24 protein-coding genes are annotated in these 26,793 nt (G+C 63.6%); 8 read left to right on the forward strand and 16 right to left on the reverse strand.

Features of this window, described 5'->3' with window-relative positions; genetic code table 11:
* Nucleotides 1–115 precede the first annotated feature (115 nt).
* From VFB05_RS05335 to VFB05_RS05355, 5 genes are all read right to left on the reverse strand, one after another.
* Entirely contained in the window at nucleotides 116–790 is a 675-nt protein-coding gene (locus tag VFB05_RS05335) for a transglutaminase-like cysteine peptidase (protein WP_325009591.1), read from the reverse strand.
* Nucleotides 791–930: 140 nt separating this feature from the next.
* A complete protein-coding gene (locus tag VFB05_RS05340; protein ID WP_325009594.1) occupies nucleotides 931–2,145 on the reverse strand; it encodes an ABC transporter substrate-binding protein in 1,215 nt (404 codons plus the stop codon).
* Between the two features lie 70 nt (nucleotides 2,146–2,215).
* A complete protein-coding gene (locus VFB05_RS05345; RefSeq protein WP_325009596.1) occupies nucleotides 2,216–3,064 on the reverse strand; it encodes a fumarylacetoacetate hydrolase family protein in 849 nt (282 codons plus the stop codon).
* A 25-nt stretch (nucleotides 3,065–3,089) separates the two neighbouring features.
* Nucleotides 3,090–4,607, reverse strand: coding sequence for a bifunctional 3-(3-hydroxy-phenyl)propionate/3-hydroxycinnamic acid hydroxylase (locus VFB05_RS05350; protein WP_325009598.1), 1,518 nt, complete (start codon nucleotides 4,605–4,607; stop codon nucleotides 3,090–3,092).
* A gap of 126 nt (nucleotides 4,608–4,733) precedes the next feature.
* Complete coding sequence (locus VFB05_RS05355) at nucleotides 4,734–5,525, reverse strand: DNA-binding transcriptional regulator (protein ID WP_325009600.1); 792 nt, start codon at nucleotides 5,523–5,525, stop codon at nucleotides 4,734–4,736.
* 147 nt (nucleotides 5,526–5,672) lie between these two features.
* Between VFB05_RS05355 and VFB05_RS05360 the strand changes: the two genes are divergently transcribed.
* Nucleotides 5,673–6,656 carry a VOC family protein gene (locus tag VFB05_RS05360; RefSeq protein ID WP_325009602.1) on the forward strand — a complete coding sequence of 328 codons (984 nt, stop codon included), beginning with the start codon at nucleotides 5,673–5,675 and terminating at the stop codon, nucleotides 6,654–6,656.
* A 288-nt stretch (nucleotides 6,657–6,944) separates the two neighbouring features.
* Here the strand turns inward: VFB05_RS05360 and VFB05_RS05365 are convergent, their stop codons facing one another.
* The 4 genes from VFB05_RS05365 to VFB05_RS05380 all read right to left on the reverse strand — a co-directional run bounded on the left by VFB05_RS05365 (nucleotide 6,945) and on the right by VFB05_RS05380 (nucleotide 10,180).
* Nucleotides 6,945–7,583 carry a hypothetical protein gene (locus VFB05_RS05365; protein ID WP_325009604.1) on the reverse strand — a complete coding sequence of 213 codons (639 nt, stop codon included), beginning with the start codon at nucleotides 7,581–7,583 and terminating at the stop codon, nucleotides 6,945–6,947.
* A gap of 137 nt (nucleotides 7,584–7,720) precedes the next feature.
* A complete protein-coding gene (locus VFB05_RS05370) occupies nucleotides 7,721–8,911 on the reverse strand; it encodes a M20/M25/M40 family metallo-hydrolase (RefSeq protein WP_325009606.1) in 1,191 nt (396 codons plus the stop codon).
* 172 nt (nucleotides 8,912–9,083) lie between these two features.
* A complete protein-coding gene (locus VFB05_RS05375; RefSeq protein ID WP_325009608.1) occupies nucleotides 9,084–9,578 on the reverse strand; it encodes a hypothetical protein in 495 nt (164 codons plus the stop codon).
* 158 nt (nucleotides 9,579–9,736) lie between these two features.
* Nucleotides 9,737–10,180 carry a MarR family winged helix-turn-helix transcriptional regulator gene (locus VFB05_RS05380; protein WP_325009610.1) on the reverse strand — a complete coding sequence of 148 codons (444 nt, stop codon included), beginning with the start codon at nucleotides 10,178–10,180 and terminating at the stop codon, nucleotides 9,737–9,739.
* A gap of 181 nt (nucleotides 10,181–10,361) precedes the next feature.
* Between VFB05_RS05380 and VFB05_RS05385 the strand changes: the two genes are divergently transcribed.
* From VFB05_RS05385 to VFB05_RS05415, 7 genes are all read left to right on the forward strand, one after another.
* On the forward strand, nucleotides 10,362–11,540 hold the full coding sequence (locus VFB05_RS05385; RefSeq protein ID WP_325009612.1) for a substrate-binding domain-containing protein: 1,179 nt from the start codon (nucleotides 10,362–10,364) through the stop codon (nucleotides 11,538–11,540).
* A 144-nt stretch (nucleotides 11,541–11,684) separates the two neighbouring features.
* Complete coding sequence (locus VFB05_RS05390) at nucleotides 11,685–13,199, forward strand: amidase (RefSeq protein WP_325009614.1); 1,515 nt, start codon at nucleotides 11,685–11,687, stop codon at nucleotides 13,197–13,199.
* Nucleotides 13,200–13,235: 36 nt separating this feature from the next.
* On the forward strand, nucleotides 13,236–14,093 hold the full coding sequence (locus tag VFB05_RS05395) for a branched-chain amino acid ABC transporter permease (protein WP_325009616.1): 858 nt from the start codon (nucleotides 13,236–13,238) through the stop codon (nucleotides 14,091–14,093).
* 4 nt (nucleotides 14,094–14,097) lie between these two features.
* A complete protein-coding gene (locus VFB05_RS05400) occupies nucleotides 14,098–15,318 on the forward strand; it encodes a substrate-binding protein (RefSeq protein ID WP_414643151.1) in 1,221 nt (406 codons plus the stop codon).
* Between the two features lie 23 nt (nucleotides 15,319–15,341).
* The gene (locus VFB05_RS05405) at nucleotides 15,342–16,433 is read left to right on the forward strand and encodes a branched-chain amino acid ABC transporter permease (RefSeq protein ID WP_325009618.1); all 1,092 of its coding nucleotides are present in this window, start codon (nucleotides 15,342–15,344) and stop codon (nucleotides 16,431–16,433) included.
* Complete coding sequence (locus VFB05_RS05410) at nucleotides 16,420–17,154, forward strand: ABC transporter ATP-binding protein (RefSeq protein ID WP_325009620.1); 735 nt, start codon at nucleotides 16,420–16,422, stop codon at nucleotides 17,152–17,154. Before VFB05_RS05405 ends, VFB05_RS05410 begins: the two co-directional genes overlap by 14 nt.
* On the forward strand, nucleotides 17,147–17,848 hold the full coding sequence (locus tag VFB05_RS05415) for an ABC transporter ATP-binding protein (RefSeq protein WP_325009622.1): 702 nt from the start codon (nucleotides 17,147–17,149) through the stop codon (nucleotides 17,846–17,848). The genes VFB05_RS05410 and VFB05_RS05415 overlap by 8 nt, the downstream gene beginning before the upstream one ends.
* 26 nt (nucleotides 17,849–17,874) lie before the next feature.
* On the opposite strand, the gene VFB05_RS05420 is transcribed toward VFB05_RS05415, so the two are convergent.
* Genes VFB05_RS05420 through VFB05_RS05450 form a run of 7 tightly spaced genes read right to left on the reverse strand, consistent with a single transcriptional unit; the run spans nucleotide 17,875 to nucleotide 26,758 of the window.
* Nucleotides 17,875–18,870, reverse strand: a complete 996-nt coding sequence (locus VFB05_RS05420; protein WP_325009624.1) for an FAD:protein FMN transferase — start codon at nucleotides 18,868–18,870, stop codon at nucleotides 17,875–17,877.
* Between the two features lie 10 nt (nucleotides 18,871–18,880).
* Nucleotides 18,881–19,435, reverse strand: a complete 555-nt coding sequence (locus VFB05_RS05425) for a nitrous oxide reductase accessory protein NosL (RefSeq protein WP_325009626.1) — start codon at nucleotides 19,433–19,435, stop codon at nucleotides 18,881–18,883.
* Complete coding sequence (locus VFB05_RS05430) at nucleotides 19,432–20,259, reverse strand: ABC transporter permease subunit (RefSeq protein ID WP_325009629.1); 828 nt, start codon at nucleotides 20,257–20,259, stop codon at nucleotides 19,432–19,434. The genes VFB05_RS05425 and VFB05_RS05430 overlap by 4 nt, the downstream gene beginning before the upstream one ends.
* Nucleotides 20,256–21,176: an ABC transporter ATP-binding protein gene (locus VFB05_RS05435; protein WP_325009631.1), complete on the reverse strand. Its 921-nt coding sequence runs from the start codon at nucleotides 21,174–21,176 to the stop codon at nucleotides 20,256–20,258. Before VFB05_RS05435 ends, VFB05_RS05430 begins: the two co-directional genes overlap by 4 nt.
* A complete protein-coding gene (locus VFB05_RS05440; protein ID WP_414643152.1) occupies nucleotides 21,173–22,561 on the reverse strand; it encodes a nitrous oxide reductase family maturation protein NosD in 1,389 nt (462 codons plus the stop codon). Before VFB05_RS05440 ends, VFB05_RS05435 begins: the two co-directional genes overlap by 4 nt.
* 2 nt (nucleotides 22,562–22,563) lie before the next feature.
* Nucleotides 22,564–24,495, reverse strand: a complete 1,932-nt coding sequence (gene nosZ, locus VFB05_RS05445; protein WP_325009635.1) for a TAT-dependent nitrous-oxide reductase — start codon at nucleotides 24,493–24,495, stop codon at nucleotides 22,564–22,566.
* Between the two features lie 16 nt (nucleotides 24,496–24,511).
* The gene (locus VFB05_RS05450) at nucleotides 24,512–26,758 is read right to left on the reverse strand and encodes a 4Fe-4S binding protein (protein WP_325009801.1); all 2,247 of its coding nucleotides are present in this window, start codon (nucleotides 26,756–26,758) and stop codon (nucleotides 24,512–24,514) included.
* Nucleotides 26,759–26,793 lie beyond the last annotated feature (35 nt).

The raw sequence follows: 26,793 nt of genomic DNA on the forward strand, positions 1-26,793 counted from the left end.
TATCTGGATCCGTTGTTGGTCACGTCGGGCGCAAGTTCAAGCCGGCCGACGCTGGATCAGATGACCGATTTCTGCATCGGGGCGCTGGGCGCAGGTCCCAAAGCGACGACGATCCCTATTCCACCCGGAAAGCCGAACGATACCGGCGAACCCCCTTGTAGTCCAAAACCGCCAAGGGCTGATAATCTGTCCGTTCCGAATCCCGCGCCAGCACATCGGTCAAGTTGTCGAGAATGAACCACTCGCCGTCTTGATAGACCGCAACGACCATATGATCCTCGCTGCGCCGCCGATTGTGCACGATCACGAGCCTGACGTGATCAGCCGGTAGTCCGAGCTCCTGGACCCCGGCATATTTGGCGATGGAATAGGCTTTGCAATCGCCGTTTTTCATTGTGATCGCTTCCAGCGGAGTCGTCCAATCACCGGGCGCCGGCTTGACCATCTGGTTGACGGATAGATTGAGATGGCCGAGCAGCGCTTTGCCGTGATACTGGCGGATCTCGTCGAGCGTTTGCATCAGCCTGGACATCGAGGGGCAAGCCTTGGACTCAAGGCACCTGTGAAAATAGCCCTTCTCGATCAGCATTTTGTCTCTCAGCAACTCCCATGTCTTGGCGAGAGGAGCATCCTTGTTGAGCTCTGTCGTGAACTCTCCGAACGGGTCACTTGGACGGTCCTCTGCCGCGGCTGGCACAAACCCGGCTACAATAGCGAATGCCGCCACGACGATCGCGATGGGTAAACTGGCACGCCTTTCGTAAGGGGCAGCATCGGAGAGGAACAGCATTGGAACTGGCTCCGCAATGATTCCAACCAAGCCACAAGGGTCACATCGCCCCAGCCCGTTCGAATCTTAGCACGTCTGCTCCGCTGCGTGCCGGTCAGAATTGCTCGCTGTACCCTCGGTATCACGTGGCAGCGGCGCAATCACCTTCCGACGAGACTGCACTTGCTGCGGTCGAGCGGACGGAAGGCCTGGTCGGGCGGAATGGTGGCGACCAGCTTCACGAGGTCCCAGGGGCCCCTGGATTCGGCCGGTGTTTTGACCTGGACCAGGTAGAGATCGTGCACCATCCGCTGGTCGTCGCGGATCCGGCCACTCGTGGTGTAGGCGTCCGACACGGGCGTCGATTTCATTTGCGCCATCACGGTCGGGCCGTCGTCGGAATTGGTATGCTTCACCGCCTGCAAATAGTGGCGCACGGCGGAATAGACGCCGGCCTGGATTTGCGACGGCATTGCTTTCCGGCGGGCGTAGAACGCGTCGGAGAAGCGACGGGCCGCCGGGGAGACATCCTCGAAGAAGCTTGTGACGATGAGATCGCCGTGGGTGGCCTTCAACCCAACGGCCTCGATATCGACGTTCTGGAACGACATCGGAACGATCTTCATGCCTTGGGCCGCAAGGCCAAATTCTTCGGCCTGCTTGATCGCGGTGGCGTTGTCGCCGGCGACATTGACGGCCAGGATCTTTGCGCCGGAGGCCTGGGCTTGCAGCAGAAAAGAGCTGTAGTCGGGCGTGCCAAGTTGCGCCTTCACGCTGCCAGCCACCGTGCCGCCAAGCTCGGCAATCCGCGCCCGCGCCGTCGCCTCGATCGAATGCCCGAAGGCATAGTCACCGGTGATGAAGAACCACGGCTCCTTGCTGGAGTGCATGATGCCCGACACGACCGCCGTTGCCGTGGAATAGGCATCCTGGGTCCATTGAACGCTGGTCGGCGCACAGGCGTCGTCGGTCAATTGGTTGGCGCCTGCACCCGAGATCAGGAAGATCTTGCCGTTGCTGCGCACGAGTTCCTGGACGGCCAGCGCCGCGCCTGAGCTGCCGCCATCCGCAATCGCTTGAACGCCGTCGTGTTCGAACCATTTGCGGGCAAGGGAAGCGGCGAGATCCGGCTTGTTCTCGTGGTCGGCCTGCAGGATCTCGATTGGCTTGCCATTGATCTTGCCGCCGAACTCCTCCGCCGCCATGCGCGCCGCTTCGACCGATCCAGGACCCATCGCGGTCGCGAACATGCCGTTCATGTCGGTGAGCACGCCGATGCGGATGGCGTCGCCCTTGATTTCCGCATGAGCCGTCGTGCCGGCGAGAATGAGACTGAATAGCAAGGTCGAGGTCAGCTTTTTGCGGTAAGTGCCCATGTCGTTTCCCATATTGTTTGTTGATGAGTTCGTGCCGCTGGTCTGATGCGGCTGGCCGCGGCTCCGAGACCTAAGCGGCCTCGGCAACCACGCTGTTGCGAAGAATGCCGACGCCGGAGATCTCGACCTCGACAGTGTCGCCGGGCCGCATCCACAGCGGCGGCGTGCGTTTGGCGCCGACGCCGCCGGGCGTGCCGGTAACGATGACGTCGCCGGGCGCAAGCGGGCAGATGGTCGAGATGTAGGCGATCAGCTCCGGCACGGGCGTTATCAGCAGATCAGTCGTCGTGTTCTGCACGACCGCGCCGTTCAGTCGGGTTTGCAGCGTAAGCTTTGACGGATCGGGAATTTCGTCCGTGGTCACTAGCCACGGACCGAAGCTGCCGCTTTCCGCAAAGCTCTTGCCGGCCAGAAACTGGCTGGTGTGGCGCTGCCAGTCGCGGATGCTGCCTTCGTTGTAGCAGGCATAGCCGGCGACATGGGCCAGCGCGCGGTTTGCGGGAATGTGCCGGCCGGGCTTGCCGATGACGACGGCCAACTCTCCTTCATAGTCGAAATCATCGCTGACCTTGGGCTTCACCAGCGGCTGCAAGTGTCCGACCTGGCTGCAGGCAAACCGGGCAAACAGCGCCGGCTTCTCGGTCACCGTCCTTCCAGTCTCCGCCACATGATCGCGATAATTCAGGCCGACGCAGATGATCTTGCCGGGATCGGGTATGACGGGCGCATAGCTAACCGCGTTCAGGGCATAGTCGGGCCGCCCGGACGCGAGCTGTGCCGCGGCCTGATTGAGCCCATCGGCTTCCAGCAATTCGCGCAGGCTTCGCCAGGGCAGGCGACGTCCCAGGTCGAGAACACCTTCGCCTTTCACCGCGCCGTACGAAGGACGTCCCTCAATGAGGAATGAAAGCAGTTTCATGCGCGGATCCTTTCAGTTGATGCACTCAAGCGGCGCTCGGAATGGCGGTCGAGAACGGAAGCGAAGACAGGAGCGCGGGAACATCCGTCTCTGTTTGGGCCGTTCCCAGAATATGGCGGTCAGGACGCACCAGTGCCGCCGTGAGACCTTGCTCCTCAAGCCAGGCCTCCAGACCGGTGGCTTCTTCGCCGCGCAGGACCTCGATGCCTGCCAGTTCGGGGTGATGCTGCTGCAGCAGTGCGGCGCCGCAGCCGGACTTGCACAGCAGCGCGAAGCGATAGCCCACGCGGTCATCGCTGCGCCCGTTATTTGGCAGGCCGAATTGCGGAGCCAGCGTTCCGCTCAATGCTGTATTGGAAAAAGCGAGACCCGGGCCGAGCCTCGGCTTTCGCACCTCGAGCTTGAGAGGACCGTCATCGTGCGGAATGCCGGTCGCCAGCGCGGCCTCGACCGCCTTGGTGTTGATGAGCCCACCGAGCCGGATGGCAAGCTCGATGAATTCGCGCACATGGGGCGCGCGCTCGCTTTGATAGGTGTCGAGAAGGTCTGGCGCGGCTTTGCCTTGCAGAACGTAATCCAGCTTCCAGGCGAGATTGGCCGCGTCGCGAATGCCCGCGCACATGCCTTGGCCGAGAAAGGGCGGCGTCTGGTGCGCTGAATCGCCCGCCAGCAGAAGTCGTCCGGAGCGCCATTGTTGGGCAATCGCGGAGTGAAACGTGTAGACCGCGGCGCGCTCGATCTCGGCCTCGTTGGCCTTCAGCCACGGCGACAGCAGCTCCCAGACGCGCCCCGGCTGCGCGGCCAGCAGGGCATCTTCGTCTGGACGAACCGTGATCTCCCAGCGGCGGCGCCTGCCGGTGCCGCGAATATAGGTTGCCGGCCGCTGCGGATTGCAGAACTGGACGCTGTAGTCGCCGAGGTCGGGCCGCTCGCCCCTGAGCAGAACGTCGACCACCAGCCAGCGCTCATGGAAGCCGAGGTCGTCCATGCCAGCGCCGATGAAGCGGCGCACCAACGAACGCGCGCCGTCGCAGCCGACGACATAGGCGCAACGGACCTCGACGAGCTGCCCCGTGCAAAGGTCTTCGTAGCGAACGCGCGCGCCGGTGTGATCCTGGTCGATGGCAAAGACGTCGCACCGGTTGCGGACCTCAATATGGGACCAGCGCTCCAGCCCCTTGTTGAGGACGTCCTCCAGGTCGGGCTGGTGAAAGCGGTAGCTCAGATGCCATCCCATCGGCGTGAGCTCGCGCGAGCGTGGCCAGTCAAGCACGAGCCGGCCCTCGGCGTCCACGAACCGCATGCCGGGACTTAGGATGACGTGCGGCAGGATAGCCTCGCCCAGGCCGATGGTCTGGAACACACGCATGCACTCGTCGTCGAAATGCACCGCCCGGGGCAGATGATAGGCCTTGGCCTCCCGCTCCAGGACGAGTGTGCGGAGGCCGCATAGCCCAAGCAGATTGGCAAGTGTCGAGCCGACCGGGCCGCGGCCGACGATGACGACGTCGAAGGTTTGGGACGATGCTGAAGTATCGTTCATGCCCCCATCTGTTCCGGATGTTCGGCCTTGCCGCAAGCCGCGCGCGCAAACTGTCCGCGCAGCGGACGCGTGCGACGCGCAGATGGTGATGCGGGGGCGACCGTCGGCCGGATCACCGCGGGCGGCTTAGACCTCGACCGGGATCGCCGCCGCGGTCTCTCGAAGAGGTGCGGCGTACTGCGCGACGGCGTCGTCGAGGGTCATGGCCGAGCGGATCCATATGATGGAGATACAGCCGAACACGACCTCGCCACGGACGATCGGGACCGCGATGGAGGACGTCTTGGGATTATATTCGCCTTCATCGCGGATCGCGTAACCGCGGCGAGAGGTCTCGGTGAGAATGCGGCTCAGCCGGTCGGGCTCGAGAAAGGGGCGATCATCCGCTTCATCGATGCGGCGCAAATGGTTGATGATCACGTCGCGTTCGATCGGCGCGCAGGCCGCAAGGTAAGCGCGGCCCGCGGACGTCCGCAGCATTGGCAGGCGTTTGCCGATCATGCCACGATCAATCGACAAGGGGCTGCGCGCGTGCGTGGTCTCCTGGATGACCATCGCCGCGTTCTCGTAGGTCGACAGGTCAACCGGCCAGACCAGGTTCTTGCTGAGCTCCGCCAAATAAGGAGCTGCCACCTGGCAGATGAAAACGCTGGGGTCGTAGCCGTCGCCGAGGCTCAAGGCGCGCCGGGTCACCCGGAAGCGGTCGTCGCTCGCGCTCCGGGCGACATAACCGAGCTCCTCGAGCGTCTCGAGCAAGCGATAGACGGTCGGCCGCGGCAGATCGAGCTGACGGGCGATGTCCCCGGCGCGGATGCCGCCGGAACGGTTGACTTCGTGCAGCACATCCAGGCCCCGTTTGAAGGCGCGGACGCCCTCCGCTTGTCGCGGCTGCCCGGATTGCGTCCGCTCCTTGGACACCTGCAAATTCCTCCCTTGCCTGGTCTCTGCTGGCCGATATCGTAGCCTGAGAATGAGAACCGGCCGCAGGACCTGCAGTCTACTGCAGGAGCGCGAGGGGCCGGTACCAGATTTCGGGCCCAAGCCGGCCGAGCGGGAGGAAACAGCATGGAAATCACCGCCCTGGGCTACCTCGGCATCAAGTCCTCCCAGATGGATCAGTGGAGCCGCATGGCTACTGACCTGCTCGGAATGCAGCGCGTCGACAGGGCGGCCAAGGTGAACGCCTACCGCATGGACGACCGCAAGCAGCGGCTGATCATCGACGGCAGCAGCGATGCCGGCCTTGCCGTGATGGGCTGGGAGGTCGCAACGCAGAGCGAACTCGATCGTCTCGCCGGCCGCCTCGATGATCACGGCGTCAGGGTGACGCGCGGATTGCGTGCGCTCGCTGACGAACGTCATGTCTCCGAGCTGATTTCGTTCAGCGATCCCGCCGGCAATCCGCTCGAAGCGTTCCATGGGCCCGAGCTTGCATCAGATCCTTTCAGGCCGGCGCGGCCGATCTCGGGCTTTCGCACCGGCGCGCTCGGGATGGGACATGCCGTCCTCAACGTCGAGAACGTCGAGGCGCTGCTGCCATTCTATCGCGATCTGCTCGGCTTCAAAGTGTCCGATTTCGGGCTGACGCCGTACAAGCTGTATTTTTTCCACGTCAACGGCCGGCATCACAGCTTCGCCATGGTGGGGTCCGGGCGGAAGGCGCTGCATCACTTCATGGTCGAGGTCGGCAGCCTCGACGATGTCGGTCAAGGCTATGACCTTGCCCAGCTGGACGAAGGCCGGATCGCCTACACGTTGGGGCGTCACACCAACGACCACATGACGTCCTTTTACGTCAACACACCGTCCGGCTTCTTCATTGAATATGGTTGGGGCGGGCGCGTGATCGATCCAGAGACCTGGCAGCCGCACGAGACCTTCGATGGTCCTTCGCTATGGGGGCATGAGAGATTGCACATGCCGGATGCGCAGCGTGGGCGCTTCCGCGACATGAGGCTGTCCGCCGCCGCGCGTGGGGTCCGCGCGCCGGACCCTCACGTACCGCCTCTGAACTGCCCATGGCTGGACGCAGTGACTGCTCGGAATTGAGCGATCCGGCTCCGAACGAAGCCGTTCAGCTGCGTATCGCACGCCTGCTGGGGATTTCGGCAGTAGCGCTCCGAAGCCAATCAAGAACGGCAAATCGAGATGGGTCGCCATCAGGCCGATCGGAACCGCAACCAAGCGGATTCTTCCACTCGCCAACCAGAAATGGCCGGCGTTAGTTAACGGGCTCAGTTCGACGCCGATTCACGAACAGGCTGTGCAGCCAAGCATTATGATCGTGCGACGATTGTCGATGTCCGGCAGTTCGATCGTGGGTATGTTGTGTGCTGGCTAGCGTTGGGTGGCGAGATCCGCTGCGCGGCCGGGTGTGCCCAGCACCTTGGCTTGGTCTGTGCCGCATTTGAAATCGCGCGCGATCTGGTCGGCTGCCTGGCGGGCTAGTTCGTCCGCATTCGGGTTAGCCTCCGCATCTATATAGGCGACGGGGCAAACCCCGCCCGGCGGCAGCCGCGACACGACCAGCAAAGGCTTGGCCTCCGGACCGCCGCCGTTGCTCATGGTTTGATCGACAATGTCGGCGATCCGCCAGCGCTGGATCATCGCAAACGGATTGTTGCTCGCGATTCGCCATTCGATCATGGGCAGCGCCGAGTTGAACGGCCCGAAGAAGGTTTGCGCGGCCGGCTCCTTCGCCGCCTCGACGCGATTGTAACCGACCGAAACGGTTTCGCGCTTGTCGTCCTTGCTGACGAGAACCACGAGCATGGCCCTGCCGCGACAGACGCGTGTGGGGCTATCTTCGACCCGGCCAGGACCTTCGCTCCAGCAATTGGCGGCCGCCATGGAGCTGTAGGAGCTGACCGCGATCGGTTGGGGAGCAGCATGCGAGGCAAACGTCGCGACGGCGAGTGCGGTCAGCGCCAGGGCAACCCCGCCGCCAATCCACGAAGTGTGAACGGTATCTCTCATTGCGCCCTTCTCCTCCAGAACTTGGTCCTTTTTTCGTGGAATCTGAGGAGGATTCAGGGAAGAAGAGCGCCGAGCCTTTGCAGTTGCCTGCGAGCTGCGGTCTCACGCGATCACGTCGCGAGACCATTCCTTGCGCATCAGGACGTCGCGAGCGTTATCGCGAGGGCGCATGCGCGGTCATACTCATCGAGATTGATCCACTCGTCGATAGTGTGGGCCTCGTTCTGCCCTGCGCCGAAGGTCACCGTCGGAACGCCGTGGCGGACCATCCAGTTGGCATCGAGCCCGCCATTCGCGGCGCGGACGCTCGGCGTTCCGCCATTCGCAGACACGGCCGCGATCGCGCGTTTGACCACGGGCAGGCCTTCCTTCATGCGGAACGGGTAATAGTCGGTCTCGGCCTTGAACTTGACTCGGCCAGACTTGCCTTCGCTGTTCTTGACGCGCTTTGCGGCCTTCTCGAACGCCGCCTTGTAGGCTTTGGTGATCTCCTTGAAGAACCTTGCGTCATGGCTGCGGCTTTCGCCGCGCACGTGTACGTAGTCGGTGACGACGTTGGTGGCGTCGCCGGCGGGCCGGCCGTCGCCGCCGGTGACGGGGCCGACATTGCTCGTGCCCTGCCGCTTGCCTTTGACCACCTTGCCGAACCAGCCGCCGGCTTTCACGTCGGCGAGCGCGAGCGCAAGGATCATGGTCGCGCTGATCCCGCGCTCCGGCGCGACGCCAGCATGCGAGGCGCGGCCGAAAATCTCGACCTGCCAGCGATCCGCGCCCACTGCGCCGATCGTAACATTGGAGGCAGACCCGCCATCGTAGTTGAAGGCCATCACCGGCGAGCCAATATCTTCGGCCTTGACGTGGCGCGCGCCCCATAACCCGCTCTCCTCCCGCACGCAGAACAGAAGCGTGATAGGGGGATGATCGAGCTTCTGCTTCGCAAGCTCGGCCGCCAGCGTGACAAGGACGCCGCAGCCGCAGCGATTGTCGCCGCCGAGTGCGGTCTTCGCCTGATTGACGATCTTGCGGCCGGCAAGCTTCGGCTTCGCTCCTGCGCACAGCGGCACAGTGTCCATGTGGGTCATGAACATGATCCGCGGCTGGTTATGCATAGCCCCGCGGCCGGGCAGGTCGACAATGAGGTTGCCCGTTTCGGTCGGCACGGGAATGCGCGTGTTGGCGTCGTCAAGGCGGATCGCGTCGGCCGGCACGCCGCTTTCTTCCAGCGCCGACGCCAGCTCGCGCCCGATCGCGGCCTCCTTGCCGGTCACGCCCTCGATGGCAAGGAAGCGCATGAGGCGGGCGGTCGCGGCCTGGGTGTCGACAGACATGAGGTATCCCCTTGATGAACGGCAGCTTGCGAGCATCCTTCGCGGCGCGTTGTTTCGCAAGGCTCCTCAAGGCAGCCTGCCAAGGCAATCGGGCAGGGCAGGTAAGAGATACGTCAAGGCGCGGCGGCGCCGCCAGAGGCTGACTTGTCGCGTCGTCGCCGGCGGGCGGCCTTCAATAGTGAGGGTACAGCGTGCTGAGATAGTCCGACAGCGTGGTGGGATCGCCGCGCGTGCTCTGCCGCAACGGCTGACCGCTCAACAGCACGCCGGCCTGCGTCTTGTAATCGGGCGCCACGTTGTCGGTCGGCTTCAGCGGCTGGTTGACCATCCTTTGGTATCGATCGTAGGCCTGTTGGGTGCCGATGAAGATGCAGACGCAATGCTGCGGCTCGGCATAATAGTAGCGCAAGGACTCGCCGGTTCCGTTCGCGACGAAGCGGTGTGCCGGCAGCGCATGCAGCGCCTTTTGCCCCGCGGGATCGTTGGCGACCTGAACATGAAAGCCGGCGGACGACAGATAAAAGCTGTTCTGCTCCAGGGATGGCCGGCTTGGCGCTTCGACCGCGAACGCAGCGGAGGTGCCAAGCCAGAGCATTACGGCCGGAAACATCCACAAGCCGTGCACCCGAAATGACCGGCGATAGCCCATGACGATCGGTGCTGGCATGACCAATCTCCTGCAGAGAGACTTCCTGTTGGGCGGGACAGAACGCCCGAACAGTGTGCCAAGATTGTGTTGATGCTTCATCGATATGGGGCCGAAACGACGGAATCCGGATTAGGCCGTCTCCGGGAGCCGCGGTGCTGCATTCGCGCTTGAGCTGCTCAATTGGCGCTCTCGATCAGGCTTTCGAGCAGCCGCTTCAACTCCCTCGTGGACTTGTTGCCGTAGTTCTCGACGATATGCGCCTCCTGGCTCATGGCCAGCGAGTTGAGGCGCTGGGACAGGGCGCGGCCGCGATCGGAGCAGAACATCAGCACCTTGCGGCGATCATTCGGGTCTTGCACCCGGTAGACCAGCCCGTCCGAGACCATGCGGTCCACGATTTTTGTGAGTGTCGGGTGGTTGAGAAGCACGGCCCCGGCAAGCTCGCCCATCGAACGGCCGTTCCCGTCGGACAGCACCTTCAGGATCCGCCATTGCTCGACCGGCACTCCTTCCTTCGCCAGGCGCGCCTCGAGCTGCCGGTTGATCTCCCGGTTGGCTTGGGCGAGCAGGTAGGCGAGATGTTCGGTGATGGGAGTATCTGGGCTGGGCGGTTTGGCCACGGCTAACGACTTCGGTTTGACCCTGGTGAATGAATGACTGGCGTTGGTTGCCCGTTCTATATGCATGGCAATTCTTGAAGTTTCAATATTTTCGAATAGGATATTTCTCCGGGCAGGTGGACAACCGGCGGCGGCACAGCGTGGTGCCGTACAAGAACACAGTCATGGGACAGGAGTGGGCGTGCTCTCGACAGTCAGCTTCAATTCCGGCGGTCCGGCTATGCCACCCCTCGCGTTCAAGGGGCCGTCGAGCTTTGCGGCTGATCCACCGTGGCGCCCCGCCGATGCCGGCGCTGTCCAACGTCGTCGTGCCCATAGCAAGCTGCGGATCGCCAATTTCCTCACATGCTCCGGCTCGCCCGGCATCTGGGGTCCGGCCGCGATCAACGGTGTGTTGCTCGCGGCCTCCGAGATCAACAAGCGCGGCGGCATCCTTGGCCGCGAGATCGAAGTGACGATGCTCGACGCCGGCGGGCCGATCGGCGACGTCGTCCGCCGCGCCAAAGAGGCGATCGCCTTCGACGAAGTCGACGTGATCATGGGCTCGCATATCAGCGCGGTGCGCGTTGCACTGCGCGAGGTGACGCGCGGTCGGGTGCCCTACGTCTATACCCCAGTCTACGAGGGCGGCGAGCGCACGCCGGGCGTGATGGCGATCGGCGAGACGCCGCGCTGGCAGAGCCGGCCGGCGATTCACTGGCTCGCCGACGTCAAGAAGGCCTCGCGCTGGTATCTCATCGGCAGCGATTATGTCTGGCCCTGGCAATCGCATCGTGCGGTCAAGCGATACATCGCGGAGGCCGGCGGGCAGCTGGTCGGCGAGGAGTTCGTTCCGGTCGGCGAGGACGATCATTCCGCACATCTTGCCCGCATTCGAGCCGCCCAGCCCGACGTCGTCCTGATTTCGCTGATCGGAACCGACAGCATCGCCTTCAACCGGGCATTTGCCGAAGCGGGCCTCGCGGCGACCACGTTGCGGCTTGCCGGCGCCATGGACGAAACGGTGCTGCTCGGCATCGGGGCCGACAACACCGAGAACCTGTTCTGCGCCTCCGGCTATTTCACCGGGGTCGGCTCGCGCGCCAATGACGATTTCCTGAGCCGGTATCACGCCATGTTCGGCGCCTACGCGCCGCCATGCGGCTCGGTTGCCCAATCCAACTATGAGGGCCTGCGTTTCCTGCAGGCGGCCGCCGAACGCGCCGGCACGCTGGAGTTCAGGCCGCTGCTCGGCGCTGGACGCAATATCGTCTACTGCGGCGCCCGCGGCCCCGTGACGATCCGCGACGGTCGCGCCGAGATGCTGATGTATCTCGCCGAGGCCGACGGCCTCGACTTCAGGCTGATCAAGACCATCTGACCCGCGCATGACTATCCGGCTGACGGCCTCATTGTAAAAATATACTTGAAAAGGAAAATATTTCCGTCTGTAATAGCTCGGCGGCGAACGCGAGACATGTCTCGCGCCCGTCGCGCCGGGATGATCAAGCCTAAGGAGGGTGCCTTGTCCGTCGTGCTGCCGACCCCCACGCAACTCCGCGCCGTCGCGGCGCAATGCGGTCTCTCACTGTCCGATGAGGACGTCGCCTCGTTCCGCGGATTGATGCAGGGCTCCGTGGATGCCTACAACCTCGTCGCGTCCATGCCCGACGAGGTGCCCGTGGTGAAATATCCGCGCACGCCCGGCTATCGGCCGGGCCCGGAAGAGAACCCGCGCAACGCCTGGTTCCGCAAGGTAAGCGTGAAGGGGGCGCTGGCCGGCAAGCTCAAGGGCAAGACGGTGGCGCTGAAGGACAACATCATGCTGGCCGGCGTGCCCATGATGAACGGCTCGGCGACGCTGGAAGGCTATGTCCCAGATTTCGACGCGACCATCGTGACGCGCATGCTGGATGCCGGCGCCGAGATCGTCGGCAAGACGCATTGCGAATCCTTCTGCATCTCCGGCGGCAGCCACACCAATGCGACCGGGCCGGTGCATAATCCCCACAAGATGGGCTATTCGGCGGGCGGCTCCTCCTCCGGCAGCGGCGTGGTGGTTGCGCTCGGCGAAGTCGACATGGCGATCGGCGGGGACCAGGGCGGCTCGATCCGCATGCCGTCCTCGTTCTGCGGCACCTACGGCATGAAGCCGACCTGGGGCCTGGTGCCCTACACCGGCATCATGCCGATCGAGGTCTATGTCGATCACACCGGGCCGATGACGGCGACGGTAGAAGACAATGCCCTGCTGCTCGAGGTGCTGGCCGGTGATGACGGCTACGATCCCCGCATCAAGGCGCCCAGGGTCGATGAATATACCAAAGCGCTTGGCAAGGGCGCGAAAGGCCTGAAGATCGGCTTGCTGAAGGAAGGTTTTGAGCAGGTCGGCGCGGAAGGCGCGGTGAACGAAAGCGTGCGCGAGGCCGCCAAGCGGTTCAAGGATCTCGGCGCCGCAGTGAGCGAGGTCTCGATGCCGATGCATCTGCTCGGGCCCGCGATCTGGATGCCGATCGGCACCGAAGGCATGACCCAGACCATGATGTTCGGCGACGGCTATGGCCTGAGCCGTCCTGATCTCTATGCGACGTCGTTGATGGACTTTCATCGCGGCTGGCGCCGGCAGGCGGATTCTCTCTCCGAGACCACGAAGCTGTTGCTGTTGTTCGGCACCTATATCAACAACACATTCGGCTCGCGCTTCTATGGCAAGGCGCAGAACATCTCGCGCCGGCTGACCGCCGCCTATGACGCGGTGTTCAAGGACTATGATCTCCTGTTAATGCCGACCACACCGATGAAGGCGACGCCCTTGCCGCCGCCGAATGCGAGCCGCGAGGAGTATGTCGCACGGGCACTGGAGATGATCAGCAACACGGCGCCCTTCGACATCACCCATCATCCCGCGATGTCGCTGCCCTGCGGCATGGTTGACGGCCTGCCGGTCGGGCTGATGCTGGTCGGCCGTCACTTCGAGGAATCCACCATCTACCGCGCGGCTCACGCATTCGAGCAGGCTGGCGATTGGAAGAAGATGTGAGGAGGCCGGTCTTGCACGCCAGCGGGACCCTGATGCATGGCTAGTGCATTCGCCGCCGCCTTCGAAATCCTGAGTTTCGGTGCGATCATCGTCCTGGTCGTGCTGGGACTCGGGATCATCGCCAGCATGATGGGCATCTTCAATTTTGCCCAGGGCGAGTTCGTCCTGCTCGGCGCCTATATCACCTATCTCGCCTACAGCCACGGCATGCCGGTCTGGGTCGGCATGGCTGCGGCGCCGTTCCTGGTTGGGGCGCTCGGCTTCGTGCTGGAGGCTCTCATCATCCGCCGCTTCTATGCTGCGCCGATCGTGGCCATGCTCGGCACCTACGCGCTCGGCCTGATCATTCGCGAATGCGTGCGCGGCCTTATTGGCGGGCTCTATCTCTCGGTGCCGGAGCCGATCGGCGGCTCGATCGATATCGGCACCAGCCATCTTTCAGCGTGGCGTTTCACCATCATCGTGGTCACCCTGCTGGTGATGCTCGGCTGCTACCTGCTGCTGGCACGCACGAGCTTCGGACTGCGCGTCCGCGCCACCCTGGAAAATCCGGCGCTGGCGCGCGCCTCCGGCATTTCCACCTCTCTGATCTACGGAGCCACATTCGCGTTCGGCGCCGCCTTGGCGGGGCTGGCCGGCGCGCTCGTGGTGCCGGTGTTCAGCCTGTTTGCCGATCTCGGCATCCGCTTCCTGATCCAGGGTTTTGTCGCGGTCATGGTCGGCGGCGTCGGCTCGTTCATCGGGCCGGTGGCGGGAGCTGCCGTGATCGGCACGTTGAGCGCGGCGCTACCCTGGGTGATGGCGCCTGTGATCGCCGACATCCTGGTTTTCGTGCTTGCCATCGTCTTCATCAAATTCCGGCCGCAGGGCCTGCTCTCGGGGAAAGGGGTCTAGTCACATGTTGGGCGATCATTTGAAATTGAGCCGGCGCAGGTTCCTGTCGAACTTCGCCTTTGCCTCAGGCGCGATTGCGACCGGCATGGGCAGCTGGGTGATCCGGCCCGATTGGGCGAACGCGGCCGAAGCGCCGATCAAGGTCGGCATCGCCACCGACCTGACCGGCCCGATCGCCTATGCCGGCAATGCCGACGCCAATACCGCCAAGATGGTGGTCAAGGAGATCAACGATGCCGGCGGCCTACTCGGCCGTCCGCTTGAACTTTACATCGAGGACACCGCGTCGAACGAGTCGGTTGCTGTCGGCAATGTTCGCAAGCTGATCCAGCGCGACAAGGTCGACCTGGTGCTCGGAGGCATCACGAGTTCGATGCGCAACGCGATCAAGGATCCGATCGTCGCTCGCGGCAAGACGCTTTACATCTATCCCCAGCTTTACGAAGGCAAGGAGTGCACGCCCTATCTATTCTGCACCGGCCCGACGCCCGCGCAGCAATGCGACGAGTTCATCCCCTGGCTGATCAAGAATGGCGGCAAGCGCTTTGCGCTACCAAGCGCGAACTACGTCTGGCCGCACACCTTGAATATCTACGCGCGCAAGGTGATCGAGGACCATGGCGGCGAGGTGATCTTCGAGGAATATTACCCGCTCGACCAGGTCGATTTCAGCGCCACCGTCAACCGCGTCATCTCCAACAAGGTCGATGTGGTCTTCAACACGGTGATCCCGCCCGGCGTCGGGCCGTTCTTCAAGCAGCTCTATGAGGCCGGGTTCCTGAAAAATGGTGGCCGGCTCGCTTGCGTCTACTATGACGAGAACACGCTCAACATCAACCAGGCCAACGAGATCGAGGGGCTCGCGAGCTGCCTCGACTATTTCAAGGCGCTGACCAAGGACGATCCGGTCAGCGCCAAAATCCAGGCGGCTTATGAGAAGGATTATCCGGGCAACTTCCTGTTTGCCGCCGGAAGTGCTGCGACCGGTACTTACCGCGGCCTGAAATTGTGGGAAGCTGCCGTCAAGGAGGCAGGAAAGGTCGATCGCGAGTCGGTCGCCGCCGCGCTCGATCATGCCAAGATTGCGGAAGGACCCGGTGGTCCTGCCGAGATGGTTCCGGGCAAGCGGCACTGCAAGATGAAGATGTATACCGCTGTTGCCAAGGGCGGGGTGTACGAGGTCGTGGCGCACAGCAACGGCCTGGTCGATCCCAAAGAGTGCTAACCAAAAGAAATGCTGAGCAAGGCATGAGCGCAAGCAAGCAGGCCATTCGCATTGAGCCTGGCGAGCGGCCGACCCTCTCGACGGCGGACTGCGGCGCGACGAGCACGGCGGCGTTGCCAACGGCCACATCGCGCAGGATCCTGCCGATCGTGGAAGTTGCTGCGCTGTTGATCGCAGCAGTGCTGCCGCTGGTGCTGCAGGACTATCTCACCGTCTTTGCAACCCGCGTCATCATCCTCGCGCTCTTTGCCCTGTCGTTCGATCTGGTCTGGGGCTATGCCGGCATCATGAGCTTCGGCCAGGCCCTGTTCTTCGGCTCGGCCGGCTACGGCGTGGCGCTGCTCGCCCGCGACCTCGACATCACCGCCATCTACCTGGTGCTGCCGGCCGGAATGCTGATCGGGCTTGTTTTCTCGCTCCTGCTCGGCGGCTTTCTGCTGCTGGGACGCTATCCATCCAGCGTGATCTTTGTCGCGCTGGGCACATTGACCGGGTCATATGCCGCCGATCGTCTCGCGCGCGGCTGGTACTATCTCGGCGGACAGAACGGCATTCCGTCAATCCCGGCCATGTCGTTCGGCAGCTACGACTTCGACGAAGGGCCGGTCTTTTATTATCTCACGCTCGGCATCCTGCTCGTTGTCTATCTGCTCTGCCGTTTCCTGGTTCGCTCGCAATTCGGGCTCGCGCTGGCAGGGCTTCGCGAAAACGAGCAGCGCATCGCCTTTTTCGGCTACAAGGCTCAGCACCTGAAGGCGATCGTGTTCGCGGTCGGCGGTGCCATCGCCGGCCTTGCAGGCGGCCTCTATGCCTTTCACGAAGGGTTTGTCTGGCCCAACATGCTGGGCGTCGTGATCTCGACCCAGGTCGTGCTGTACGTTCTCTTTGGCGGATCCGGTACGCTGATCGGTGCGGTGATCGGCACCGTGATCATCGAGGGCGTGAGCTTCTGGCTGTCCGACAATTACCGCGACATATGGCCGATCATTCTGGGTGTCATGCTGCTTCTCGTGATCCTGTTCCGGCCCCTCGGCCTGATCAGCTTTGTCGTTGGAGAGCGGGAGCGTGTCGGCTCTTTCGGCAGCGGAAGGAGGAGCAGGCATGCCGCTCCTTGAAGCCTCCGATATCAAGAAGGTGTTCGGCAAGCTGACCGCGCTCGACGGCGCGGGCCTTGTGATCGCCGAGAACGAGTTTCACGGTCTGATCGGTCCGAACGGCTCGGGCAAGAGCACGCTGATGAAATGTGTAGCTGGGGCCGAGATGCCGACCCAAGGCAGCGTTTGGTTCGCCGGAGCCGACATCACGGCGCTGTCGCCGACCGAGCGCGCGCGTGCCGGCATGAGCCTGAAATTCCAGATCACCAGCGTGCTGCCCTCGCTCACGCTCTACGACAACATCCTGCTGGCGCTGCAGGCGCATTCGTCGCTGCTGGATCTGGTGCTGTCGCGGACGCGCGGCGCGCTGCATGACCAGGTCATGGCCATGCTCACCCAGTTCCGCTTGGCCGACCGCGCTCACGAGCCGGCAGCGACCCTCTCCCACGGTCAACAGCAATGGCTCGAGATCGCGATGGCGCTCGCCGGCAAGCCCCGCCTCTTGCTCCTCGACGAGCCCACCGGCGGCATGAGCCTCGAAGAGCGGCGAGTCACCGGCGAGTTGTTGCAGCCGATCAAGTCGCATTGCTCGCTCGTGATCGTCGAGCATGATCTCGATTTCATCCGCGACATTTGCGATCGCCTGACGGTGCTGGATCAGGGCCGTGTCCTGCAGAGCGGCACGGTCGCGGAGATTCAGGCGAGCCCGGACGTGCAGGAGATCTATTTGCGCCGTGCCTGACACCCCTTTCCTCGATATCGCCCATCTTGATGCCGGCTATGGCCGCAGCCAGGTCCTGTTCGACGTCACGCTCGGCATTCCCTGGCGCGGCGGGGTTGCCGTGCTCGGCCGCAATGGCGCGGGCAAGACGACGTTGATGAAAACCATTGTCGGCGAGATCGGCCTGTCCAACGGCAAGCTGACATTCGACGGCAGGGACATTGGCCGCTGTCCGACCGAGGAACGGGTGCGGCTGGGCATCGGCTATGTGCCGCAGGAGCATTCGGTGTTCGCGCGTCTGTCCGTGCGCGACAATCTCGCCGTCGGGGCGCTCAACAATCCGAACACCGCCGCCATTGACCGCGTGCTTGCAATCTTCCCCAAGCTCGGCCAGCGCCTCGACCAGCCCGCCGGCACCTTGTCGGGCGGCGAACGAAAGATGCTCGCGATCGGACGCGCGATGCTCGGCTATCCCAAGCTGCTGCTGCTGGATGAGCCGACCGAGGGCGTCTGGATCGGCGTGATCGAGGAGATCACCGAGCGACTGATCGAGCTTGCCAAGGAGATTGCGGTCGTCATTGTCGAGCAGCATCTCGACCTCGCCTTGCGCGTGGCTGACTATGCTTATGTGCTCGACCGCGGCCGGGTCGCCCTGCACGGGCCCGCCGGCGAGATCCGCAACGCGCCCGAATTGCTCCGCTATCTCGCGCCGTGAGATGCGGCGCAGCGCGAGGCGACAGCCTACGCGGCAATGTCGGAGGGCTTACCCTCGGCATCGACAAGATGGACACGTTCGATATCGACGTGCGGCAGCAGCGATCGGATCTGGTCGTCGGGCATCAGGCTGAACGGCTTGGTCAGCGCATCCGCGGTGGTCGCATTGCGGGATACGGTCGTGACGCTGCGGTAGCGGTCGGCGCACCCGCCGGTCCGAGGATCGAACAGATGGTTGAAACGGCCTTCGGGATCGAAGCGGAAGCCGTAGGCACCCGAGGTCGCCACGGCGCGATCCTCGACCGGAAGTATGGTTTCGGTGCGCCCGACAATGTCGGGATCGGCGATGCCGATTTCCCACGGGCGGCCGTCAGGACGCGAACCAATCGCCCGTGTCTCCCCCATGTCGACCAGGCTGTGGGTGACGCCGTGCGAGCGCAACAGATCGACCATCTTGTCGGTGATGTAACCTTGCGCGATTCCATTCAGCGTCACCGCCATGCCACGCGGCATGACGATGCGATTGCGATCCACCGAGAGCCGAGCGTAACCGACACGTGCCAAGGCCGCCTTGATCGCCGACGGAGCCGGCCCGGTCGGATCCGCATTGGCTTGCGAGAAGTGGTCGGCGTAAAGGTTCCACAACGGCTGCACGGTCGGATCGAACAGTCCGCCCGTCAGTTCGGCGTAGTGCTGCGAGATCGCGAGCAGATCGACCATTTCGGCCGCGGGGTCGATCAGGATGCCGGTCCGGTTCAACTCGACCAGCGCGGAATCCTCCAGGTAAAGGCTGAACAGCTGCTCCAGCCGGCGCGCTTCCGCGCAAGCCACCGAGATCAGCTGCTGCGCTTCGCTGCGGTTCTCATGGTGGATCTCCATTGTTGCGATGGCGCCCAGCATTGTGCCCCGCCAAACGACGGGCGCCGCGCCGGCGTTGGCAGGCAGCCCCGCCGGCAACAGGCCGAGGCCGGCCGCTGCGGCGCTGATCCGGACGAAACGTCGACGCGAGATCATGCGTGTCATTCGCCTCTCCTCAATTGCTCGATCGGCGCGCGTCGGCGTCGTCGTTGGGCGCTGCGTCGGCGTTGTCGGCACCGGCGGCCAGCACATAGTCGCGCGGCACCTGGTCGAAGGTGACGATGCGGCCGCCGTTCTCGCTCATGAATTTTTCCGCGGCGCCTCGATCCGAGAACGGCACGGCCTCATCGCCGCCCATCCCGCCCTTGACCCGGCTGCCGATCACGAACAGTGCTTTCCGCGCCTCGACCCAGTTCTCAGCTCCTGGCTTGTCCCAGCTCGGCGCCTTGGCCATGTCGGAGACATAGATCGCCTGAACGTCTTTTGGCTCGTCCGGCAGCATTGTGAATGCGATGGTATCGCGCACCGAGGAGAACCAGACGGGTTCGATCAGGCTTGCCGCAAAGATCTGTCCCTTTGGTCCGGGATGCTCGAGCAGGTTCATCCCGCAATAGTGGCCGATGGACCCGGCGGTCATCTTCTGCGGCAGGGGAAGCCTGGCCGTTTCCCTCTGACATCCGGCAAACGCAAGCGGGACCAGCAGCGCGAAGGCGAGGGCGCGGTGCCTCATAACTCCCTCCTGGAAAAGGCCAGCGCGGCGAGGCTCAGCGGAACCAACGTCCATAATGTCAGCGCCAGCAGCAGCACCTGGATGGACAGCGAAGTGCTTTGCGCAACGCCGGCCATTCCTGCGAAGGTGCTGACATTGGCAAACCCGGTCAGATTGAACAACCGGTAGACGTCCGTCGGGTTGAACAGAAGCATCACACCGAGCGCAGTTGCGGAGATATTGCGGCCCTGGTCGAGCGCGAGCAGACCGAGCAGGGCCATATCGTAGATCAGGACCAGAAGCAGCCAGAGCCCGATCGAGATGCCGGCGGCCGTGCCGCGGTCGCGCACCAGTGCACTGACCAGATAGCCGATTGCGACGAACACGGCGCCGAGCATCACAGACGAGCCAATCATTGCGGCGAACGCCGCAAGACTGTCGGAGTCGATCCGGCTTCCGCTCGCCACCAGGGCCGCAGCGGCCAAGCCGTAGCCGAGAGAGGTGGCGAAGGCGAGCACCACGAGGTGTCCGAGGAATTTTCCGAGCAGGACCTGCCAGCGTGCCAGCGGATAGCTCAGCAGCAGGAGCATGGTGCCGCGCTCCATGTCGCCCACGATGGCGTCGTGCGAGATCAGCAGCGCGATCAGGGGAACCAGGAAAATCGTGAGGCTCGAGAGGCTGACGATGACGACATCGAGTGCGCGAACGCCGACCGTTCCTGTCGGCGCGCTGCCGAGGAAGGCGAGCGAGAGCGCGAGCGCCGCCAGGAGGAGTGTCGCCGCGAGCACCCAGCGATTGCGGATGGCCTGCTGGATCTCCTTGCTGGCCACGATGATGACGTTCATGGCTTCGCCTCCGAGCGCCGCAGGAAATGCGCATAGAGCTCGTCGAGATTAGGCGGCACGATGTCGAGGTCTTCCAGGGCCGTTCCCGAGGCGGTCGCGCAACGCAATAGCTCGATCTTCTGCTCCGGCGCTGCGTCGATCTCGACGATATGGCCGTTCAAGCGTCGACGCGGTGCACTCGCCGGCAGCCAGGACGGCACCTCGCCGGGTGCAAGGCCTGCCACCTTGAGACGAATCCTGGTCGGCAGCCGCGCGAGCTTGCGCAAGCTCTCAATCGATCCGTCCGCGACCTTGATACCGCGGTGCATGATGATGACGCGACCCGCTCGCTCTTCGAGCTCGGTGAGTGCGTGCGACGACAGCAGCACGGTGGTGCCCTCGGCCGCGAGCCGCTGGATCACCTCATAGAAAGTCTGGCGCAGTTCGGGATCGAGGCCGGTGGTCGGCTCGTCCAGCAGCAGCACCTGCGGCCGGCCAATCAGCGCCTGCGCCAGCCCCAGCCGCTGCCGCATGCCCTTGGAATAGGTGCCGACGCGGCGGCTGGCGGCAGCGCCGAGCCCGACGGCATCGAGTAGCTGCAGCGCCTTTGCAACCCGCTCCCGCTTCAGGCGGGCGTAGAAGGTCTGCGTCTCGCGGCCGGTCAGCGCAGCATCGAATGAGACGTTCTCCGGGAGGTAGCCGAGATGGCGACGCCCGGCGAACTGACCGGCGGCGGGATTGTCGCCGAGCACCAGGATCGAACCGCCGGTGGGGCGGATCAGGCCCAGCATCAGCTTCATCAACGTGGTCTTGCCGGCGCCGTTGTGACCGATCAACGCCACCATCTCTCCTTCGCCGAGCTCGAAGGAGACGTCGGTGACCGCCGCGATGCGGCCGTAGTGCTTGGTGACGTTGCCGATCTGGACCGTGGCGGTCATGGCTCGCCTCCGGCCGGGTTGCGCCGCGCTGGCGGAGCCATCAAGGGATGGCTGTCGACGACGCCGCCCGGCAACAGCGCGGGGAACTGCGCCTGCGCCCATCGGATCACCTGCACCGCAGGACTGTTGATCAGGACCTTCGCCGCCGGTGCCGTCCATAGCACGCGATCGATGAGATCATTCGGGCGGTACGCCGTGTCGGCGATGCCGTCGCCATTGAGGTCGAAGGCGGGGTTGTCGCTCCAATAGTTGCCACGGCCGTCTCTGGACCAGTCGAGGTGCCGCGTGCCGACATATTTGACCTGATTGGCGTTGTTGACGAAGGCGTTGCCGGTGATGTCGTTTCCCTCCGAGCCTGCCGTGAAGTGAACGCCGATCTCGCAGCCTTCAAACCAGTTGCGCTCGATCCGGTTCTTGTTCGTGTTGTAGATGAACGCGCACTTCTCCGGGCCAATGCGTTGGTCCCGCGCGGCGAGCGACGAACTCGCCTCCGATTGCGGCACGCCTTCCTCGACGGCGCGATTGTCCGATGTCGCCCAGCGTTCGGCAGGTTGCGGGCCGCCGATGACGGCATTGTCCGAGATCTCCGATGAATTGGTCGAGTTGAAGAGGATGCCACGGTCGCGGTCACGGTCCGAGACGTTGCCCCGCACCACGAGGCGCTTCGAGAACATCAGGGCGTAGCCGATGATGTTTCCCTTTGACACGTTGTTCGTAATCTCCCCGTCGTTCGCGTACATGTAGTGCACGGCGAACCGCAGGTCCTGGAAGTGGTTTCCGCTGAACACGTTGTTGCGGCTCGTGATCGCAAAGATGCCGTCTCGGCCGTAGCGGAAGTCGTTGTCCAGCACCTTGGCGCCCGGCGCATTCCAGACCGTGATTCCGTTGCCGGTCTCGCTGTTGCGGGCCTGACGCAAACCGACGACTGTATTGTGGCGCGCCACGGCGTCGGGCGCGCCATGAAAATACATTCCGAACAGGTTGTCCTCGAGGTGGTTGTCCTCGATCAGGGCGCCTCGTGCGGACTGCTCGACAAAGATTCCGGAATCCATCGTCTCGAGGGACCTGCCGGAGCCGCGCACCTCGAGCCCCCGCACGACGACGTCAGGGGCGGAGACGGTGATGACGCTGCCCGTCCCGGAGCCCGTCACCACCGCGCCAGCCGCTCCGGAGAGGGTGATCCGGCGAACGATGTGCAGCGGCCCGCGATATTTTCCGGCGGCCAACCGCACCTCGTCGCCGTCCGAAGCTGAGCCGAGAACGGCCTGGAGATTCCCGACGTCCGGCGTCAGCGAGAGCTGCCTTGCCGAAGCGGTGCTCGCGCCGAAGCCGGCGGCCAGGAGGGCCGCCAGTGCAAATTCAGCCATGCGACGCGAGCAATGCATGGTCACACGTTCTGCGGTGAGACCAGCATGCGGCCACGCATTTCCATGTGCATGGCGTGGCAGAACCAGGTGCAGAAGTACCAATAGACACCCGGCTTGTCGGCAATGAAGGTGATCGAGGATGTCTGCTGTGGGCCGATCTCCATGTTGATGCCGTAGTTGACGATGCAGAAGCCGTGGGTCAGGTCCTCGACGTCGTCGACATTGGTGACGTAGACGGTCACCTCGTCGCCTTGCTTCACCTCGAACTTTTCGAGCGCATAGGCCGGCGCGCTCGACCACATGTAGACCCGCACCTTGTTGCCGTCGCGGATCACCTTGGCGTCGCTCTCGAGCTTGACGCCATCGGCGGCGGCCTGCTTGACCGCATCCGCGAACATCGGATCGTCGCGCTTGTAGATGCTGGTGACCTTCCCCTCCAGCTTGGATCGGTGCACGATCACGGCGTCATGCGGCTCGGCGAAGCTCGGGCCGTCATGCACCAGCTGCATCTTGTCGCCGGAGATGTCGATCAATTGGTCGTTCTCCGGCTTCAGCGGGCCGACATTGAGAAAGCGGTCCTTGGAGAACTTGTTCAGCGAGATGAGCCATTTGCCGTCCGCTTCCTTGGTTTCGCCCATCGACGAATGGTTGTGGCCGGGCTGATAGTGGACGTCGATCTTCTGGACGATTGGATTGACCTTCTCGCCCTTGAAGGCGCGTTTGGCGAGATCGATGCTCCACTTGCAGACCTGGCTGTCGAGAAAGAGCGTCGTGTAGGCGTTGCCCTTGCCGTCGAAGGCGGTGTGCAGCGGCCCGAGCCCCAGTTCCGGTTGGGCGACGATGACGTCGCGTGGCTTGACCTTGTCGTCGAACAGATCGTCGAACTTGCGCACGTCGAACACCGACACCGTCGGCGACAGCTTGCCGTTGGCGACCACGTGGATGCCGTCGGGCGCGGTGTTGATGCCGTGCGGGCTGTTGGGAATCGGGACGTAGCGGGTGTAGGGCGAGCCGTGCCGGCCGTCGATCACGGGCACGCCGTTCATTTCCTTGAAGTCGCCTTTCTTGACCGCCTCTTCGATCCGCTTGAGATTGAAGATCGTGACCCAGTCGGTCTCGCTCGCTGTCATCTCGGCAAGCGTGACGCCTTTCTCGGAATTGTAGCAGGTCGAGAAGGCGTACTTGCCCTGGTAGTCGGCGTCGACATTGTCGAGATTGCCGTCGACCATGACCTGCCAGGCGACCTTCATGGTGTCACCGTCCACCGCCGAGAAGATCGACCAGTACTTGGCTTTGTCGTCGAGGATCTTGCCGTCGTTCGGCAGCGGGACCTCGTATTCACCGTTGCAGAACACGTATCCGGTGCGGGGGTATTTCTGCGGCCGCATGCCGTGGATGGTGTACTGGTTCGGCAGTTCGATCATCTTGTCGCACTTCATGATATCGGTGCGGATGCGGGCGAGGCGGGTGTTGGCCTTGTCGTTGATGAAGATGTAACGTCCGTCGTAGGTGCCGTCGGTGAACGACATGTGCGGATGATGGCAGTCGCCGTTCTGCCATACGCCGTTCAAATGTCCCTTGAGCCGCTCGCGCGTTTCCGGCGTCAAGGCTTCCGTCAGGATCTTCAGCGATTCATTGGTGCGGCCCCACCCCGTGGCGCTGTCGCGGTTGAAAACGGGAATGCGCATCAATTCGCGCATCGACGGCATGCCGACAATGCGAACTTCGCCGGTCTGGCCGCTGGAGAAGAACACATAGTATTCGTCGAGCTCGCCCGGGGCGACCTCGACCTTCTGGGCTCCGGTCCGCGACGGCTGGGCCTGGGCCGCCGCCGCGGTCGGTTCTATCGTCTTGCCAAGGCCGAGGCCGCCCGCGATGCCTGCGGCACCGATTGCGGCCGTGCCCACGACCTGTCGTCGGCTGATCGTATTCTTGTCGTCCTCATGGGCCATCTTGGCCTCCTCGCTGTTAAGAACTCGGTGGGTTGGTCGAAGCCGCTGCCGGAATCGGCTTTCCGGCATGGGTGATCACAGTCTTCGGGCCGGCCCCGCCGGATCGCATCGAGGGTGAGGACATGGCCGCGAACTTTTCGCGCTTGAGCCGCACCTGGATCATGTGCGGACAGCGATGGTCGTCGTAGTAGAGCTCCTGGCAGTGCATGCAGTAGATGCACTCGTTGACATTGATGTGCCCCTCGGGATGGATCGACTGCACCGGGCATTCCTTGGCGCAGCGCTGACATGGCGAGCCGCACTCCTGCCAGCGGCGCAGCCATTCGAAGGTCCGCATGCGACCGGGGATCGCCAACGCCGCGCCGAGGGGACAGAGGTAGCGGCAGAAGAAGCGCTCAATGAAGAGCCCGATCACCAGCAGCGCGACGGCGTAGAGGACGAACGGCCAGCCGCGCGCAAACTTCAGGATGATCGCGGTCTTGAACGGCTCGACCTCGGCGAATCGCTCGGCCATATCGACGGAGTAGAGCGACAGGCCGAACAGTCCCAGAAAGACGATATACTTGATCGGCCACAGACGTTCATGCAGCCCCCACGGCACCGTGATCTGCGGCACCTTCAGCCATTTCGCAATGGTGTTGGTGAGCTCCTGCAACGCGCCGAAGGGACAGAGCCATCCGCAGAACGGACCGCGGCCCCAGAACAGGAGGGCAGCTGCAGTTGCCGCCCACACGATGAAGATCAGCGGCGCGGCCAGGAAGAATTCCCAATGGAAGCCGGTCATCAGCGCGTTGATGAAGGTCACGACGTTGACCACGGAGAGCTGGGCGTCGGCATACCAGCCAAGCCAGACCAGCACGAACACCAGATAGGCGCGGCGCACCCAGATGTGGAGGACCGGCCTGCGCACCAGGATGTTCTGGAAGAAGAAGATTGCAGTCAGTGCCGCCAACGCGAGCGCGACGATCCCGATCTTGACGGGTTGCGAACGCCAGATCCGTATCCAGAGCGGTTCTTCTGCCTCGGCGCCCGGCGCCTGCGCCGTTGCAGCGGCAGCCTGCGGCGCCGGGGCGGCCGCCTTGGCCGGCACGGTTACCGCACGCTGCTCGCGACGCATGTATTGGTCGGGCAGAACGTAGTCGAGGTCGAAGGTCAGGAACGCCTTGTCGCGCGCGCCGGTGGCCCGCTGCACCAAGAGCTGGAGCTGCCAGGGCTGCGTCGGATCCAGCGTGAACTCGAGCGGCGTGACGAACAGTCCGATTTCCTTGAACGCGGGAGCGCCGGCAGCGTGAAGGTCGCCGAGGCGGGTGTGATTGATGTCGCGGAAGCGGGTGCTCGAGCCGTCCTGCAGGATCTCGATGCGATCGAAGATGCCGCCCCGCACGTAGGCCGAGCCTTTGAAGGAGTATGCGCCATTGCCGGCGACCAGGATGGCTTGCTGTCCAGGCTTCAGGTTTGCCATCAGCCGCTGATAGCCTTCGTCGCCAAGCAGGCTGCGGCCGATGGTCGGCGCGGTGAGGAGCGCGGCGTAAAGATCAATGAAGCTGTCGTTCGGCTCGCTCGTTTCAGGATTTTGCGCGGCGGCGGTGTTTCCCGCTTTGGTGAATGCCTGGCTCACGTCGCCGACGGTCAACTGCAGGTGACGCACCGATCCGTCGCCGACGAGGCTCGTCCAGTCCCGGATCTCGCTGTGCTCGAGATCGATCGTCTTGATAACGGGCGGCAGCGCCGCCGCCGTGGGCGCCTCGCCGCCGCCGACGCGTCCGGTGCGAATCAGCCGTGTGGCAGACCGCACGATGCTGTCGCTCATCACCAGCACTGTCACGGTCGCGCCGCTGACGATATCGACCTGGGGCGGATGCTCGGTGCCCTGCGCGACGGGCCTGATGTCCTTGCCAATCAGCGAATTCACGGCGGCGACGATGCGCGCCTCCGGAATGCCGACCAGCACGATCGGCTCCTTGTGATCGACGAGCTTCAGTCCCTTGATGATTCCCTTGGGGTCGATGCCGACAAGGACATGGATCGGCTTGCCCGAATATCCGACGGAGTTCGCCAGGTCTGAGTTGAGATAGACGAAACCCTGCAACTGGTCGCCGCGATAGACGGGCGCGATGGGTGGGTCGCCTTGCGGCGGGCCGATGCGGTCAGCATCCGCGAAGAAGTCGGCGGGCGCGATCTTCGGCAGATAGGTGGAAAGATCGCTTGCGAATGCGGCCTGGGTCCAGATCGCGGCGCAAATCGACAGCCACGCTGCCAGAATGCGTGCAGCGAGACGGCTTGACGCGGCAAAAGAAC

The sequence above is a fragment of the Bradyrhizobium sp. genome, assembly GCF_035652035.1.
In the GTDB taxonomy this organism is placed as follows: Bacteria; Pseudomonadota; Alphaproteobacteria; order Rhizobiales; family Xanthobacteraceae; genus Bradyrhizobium.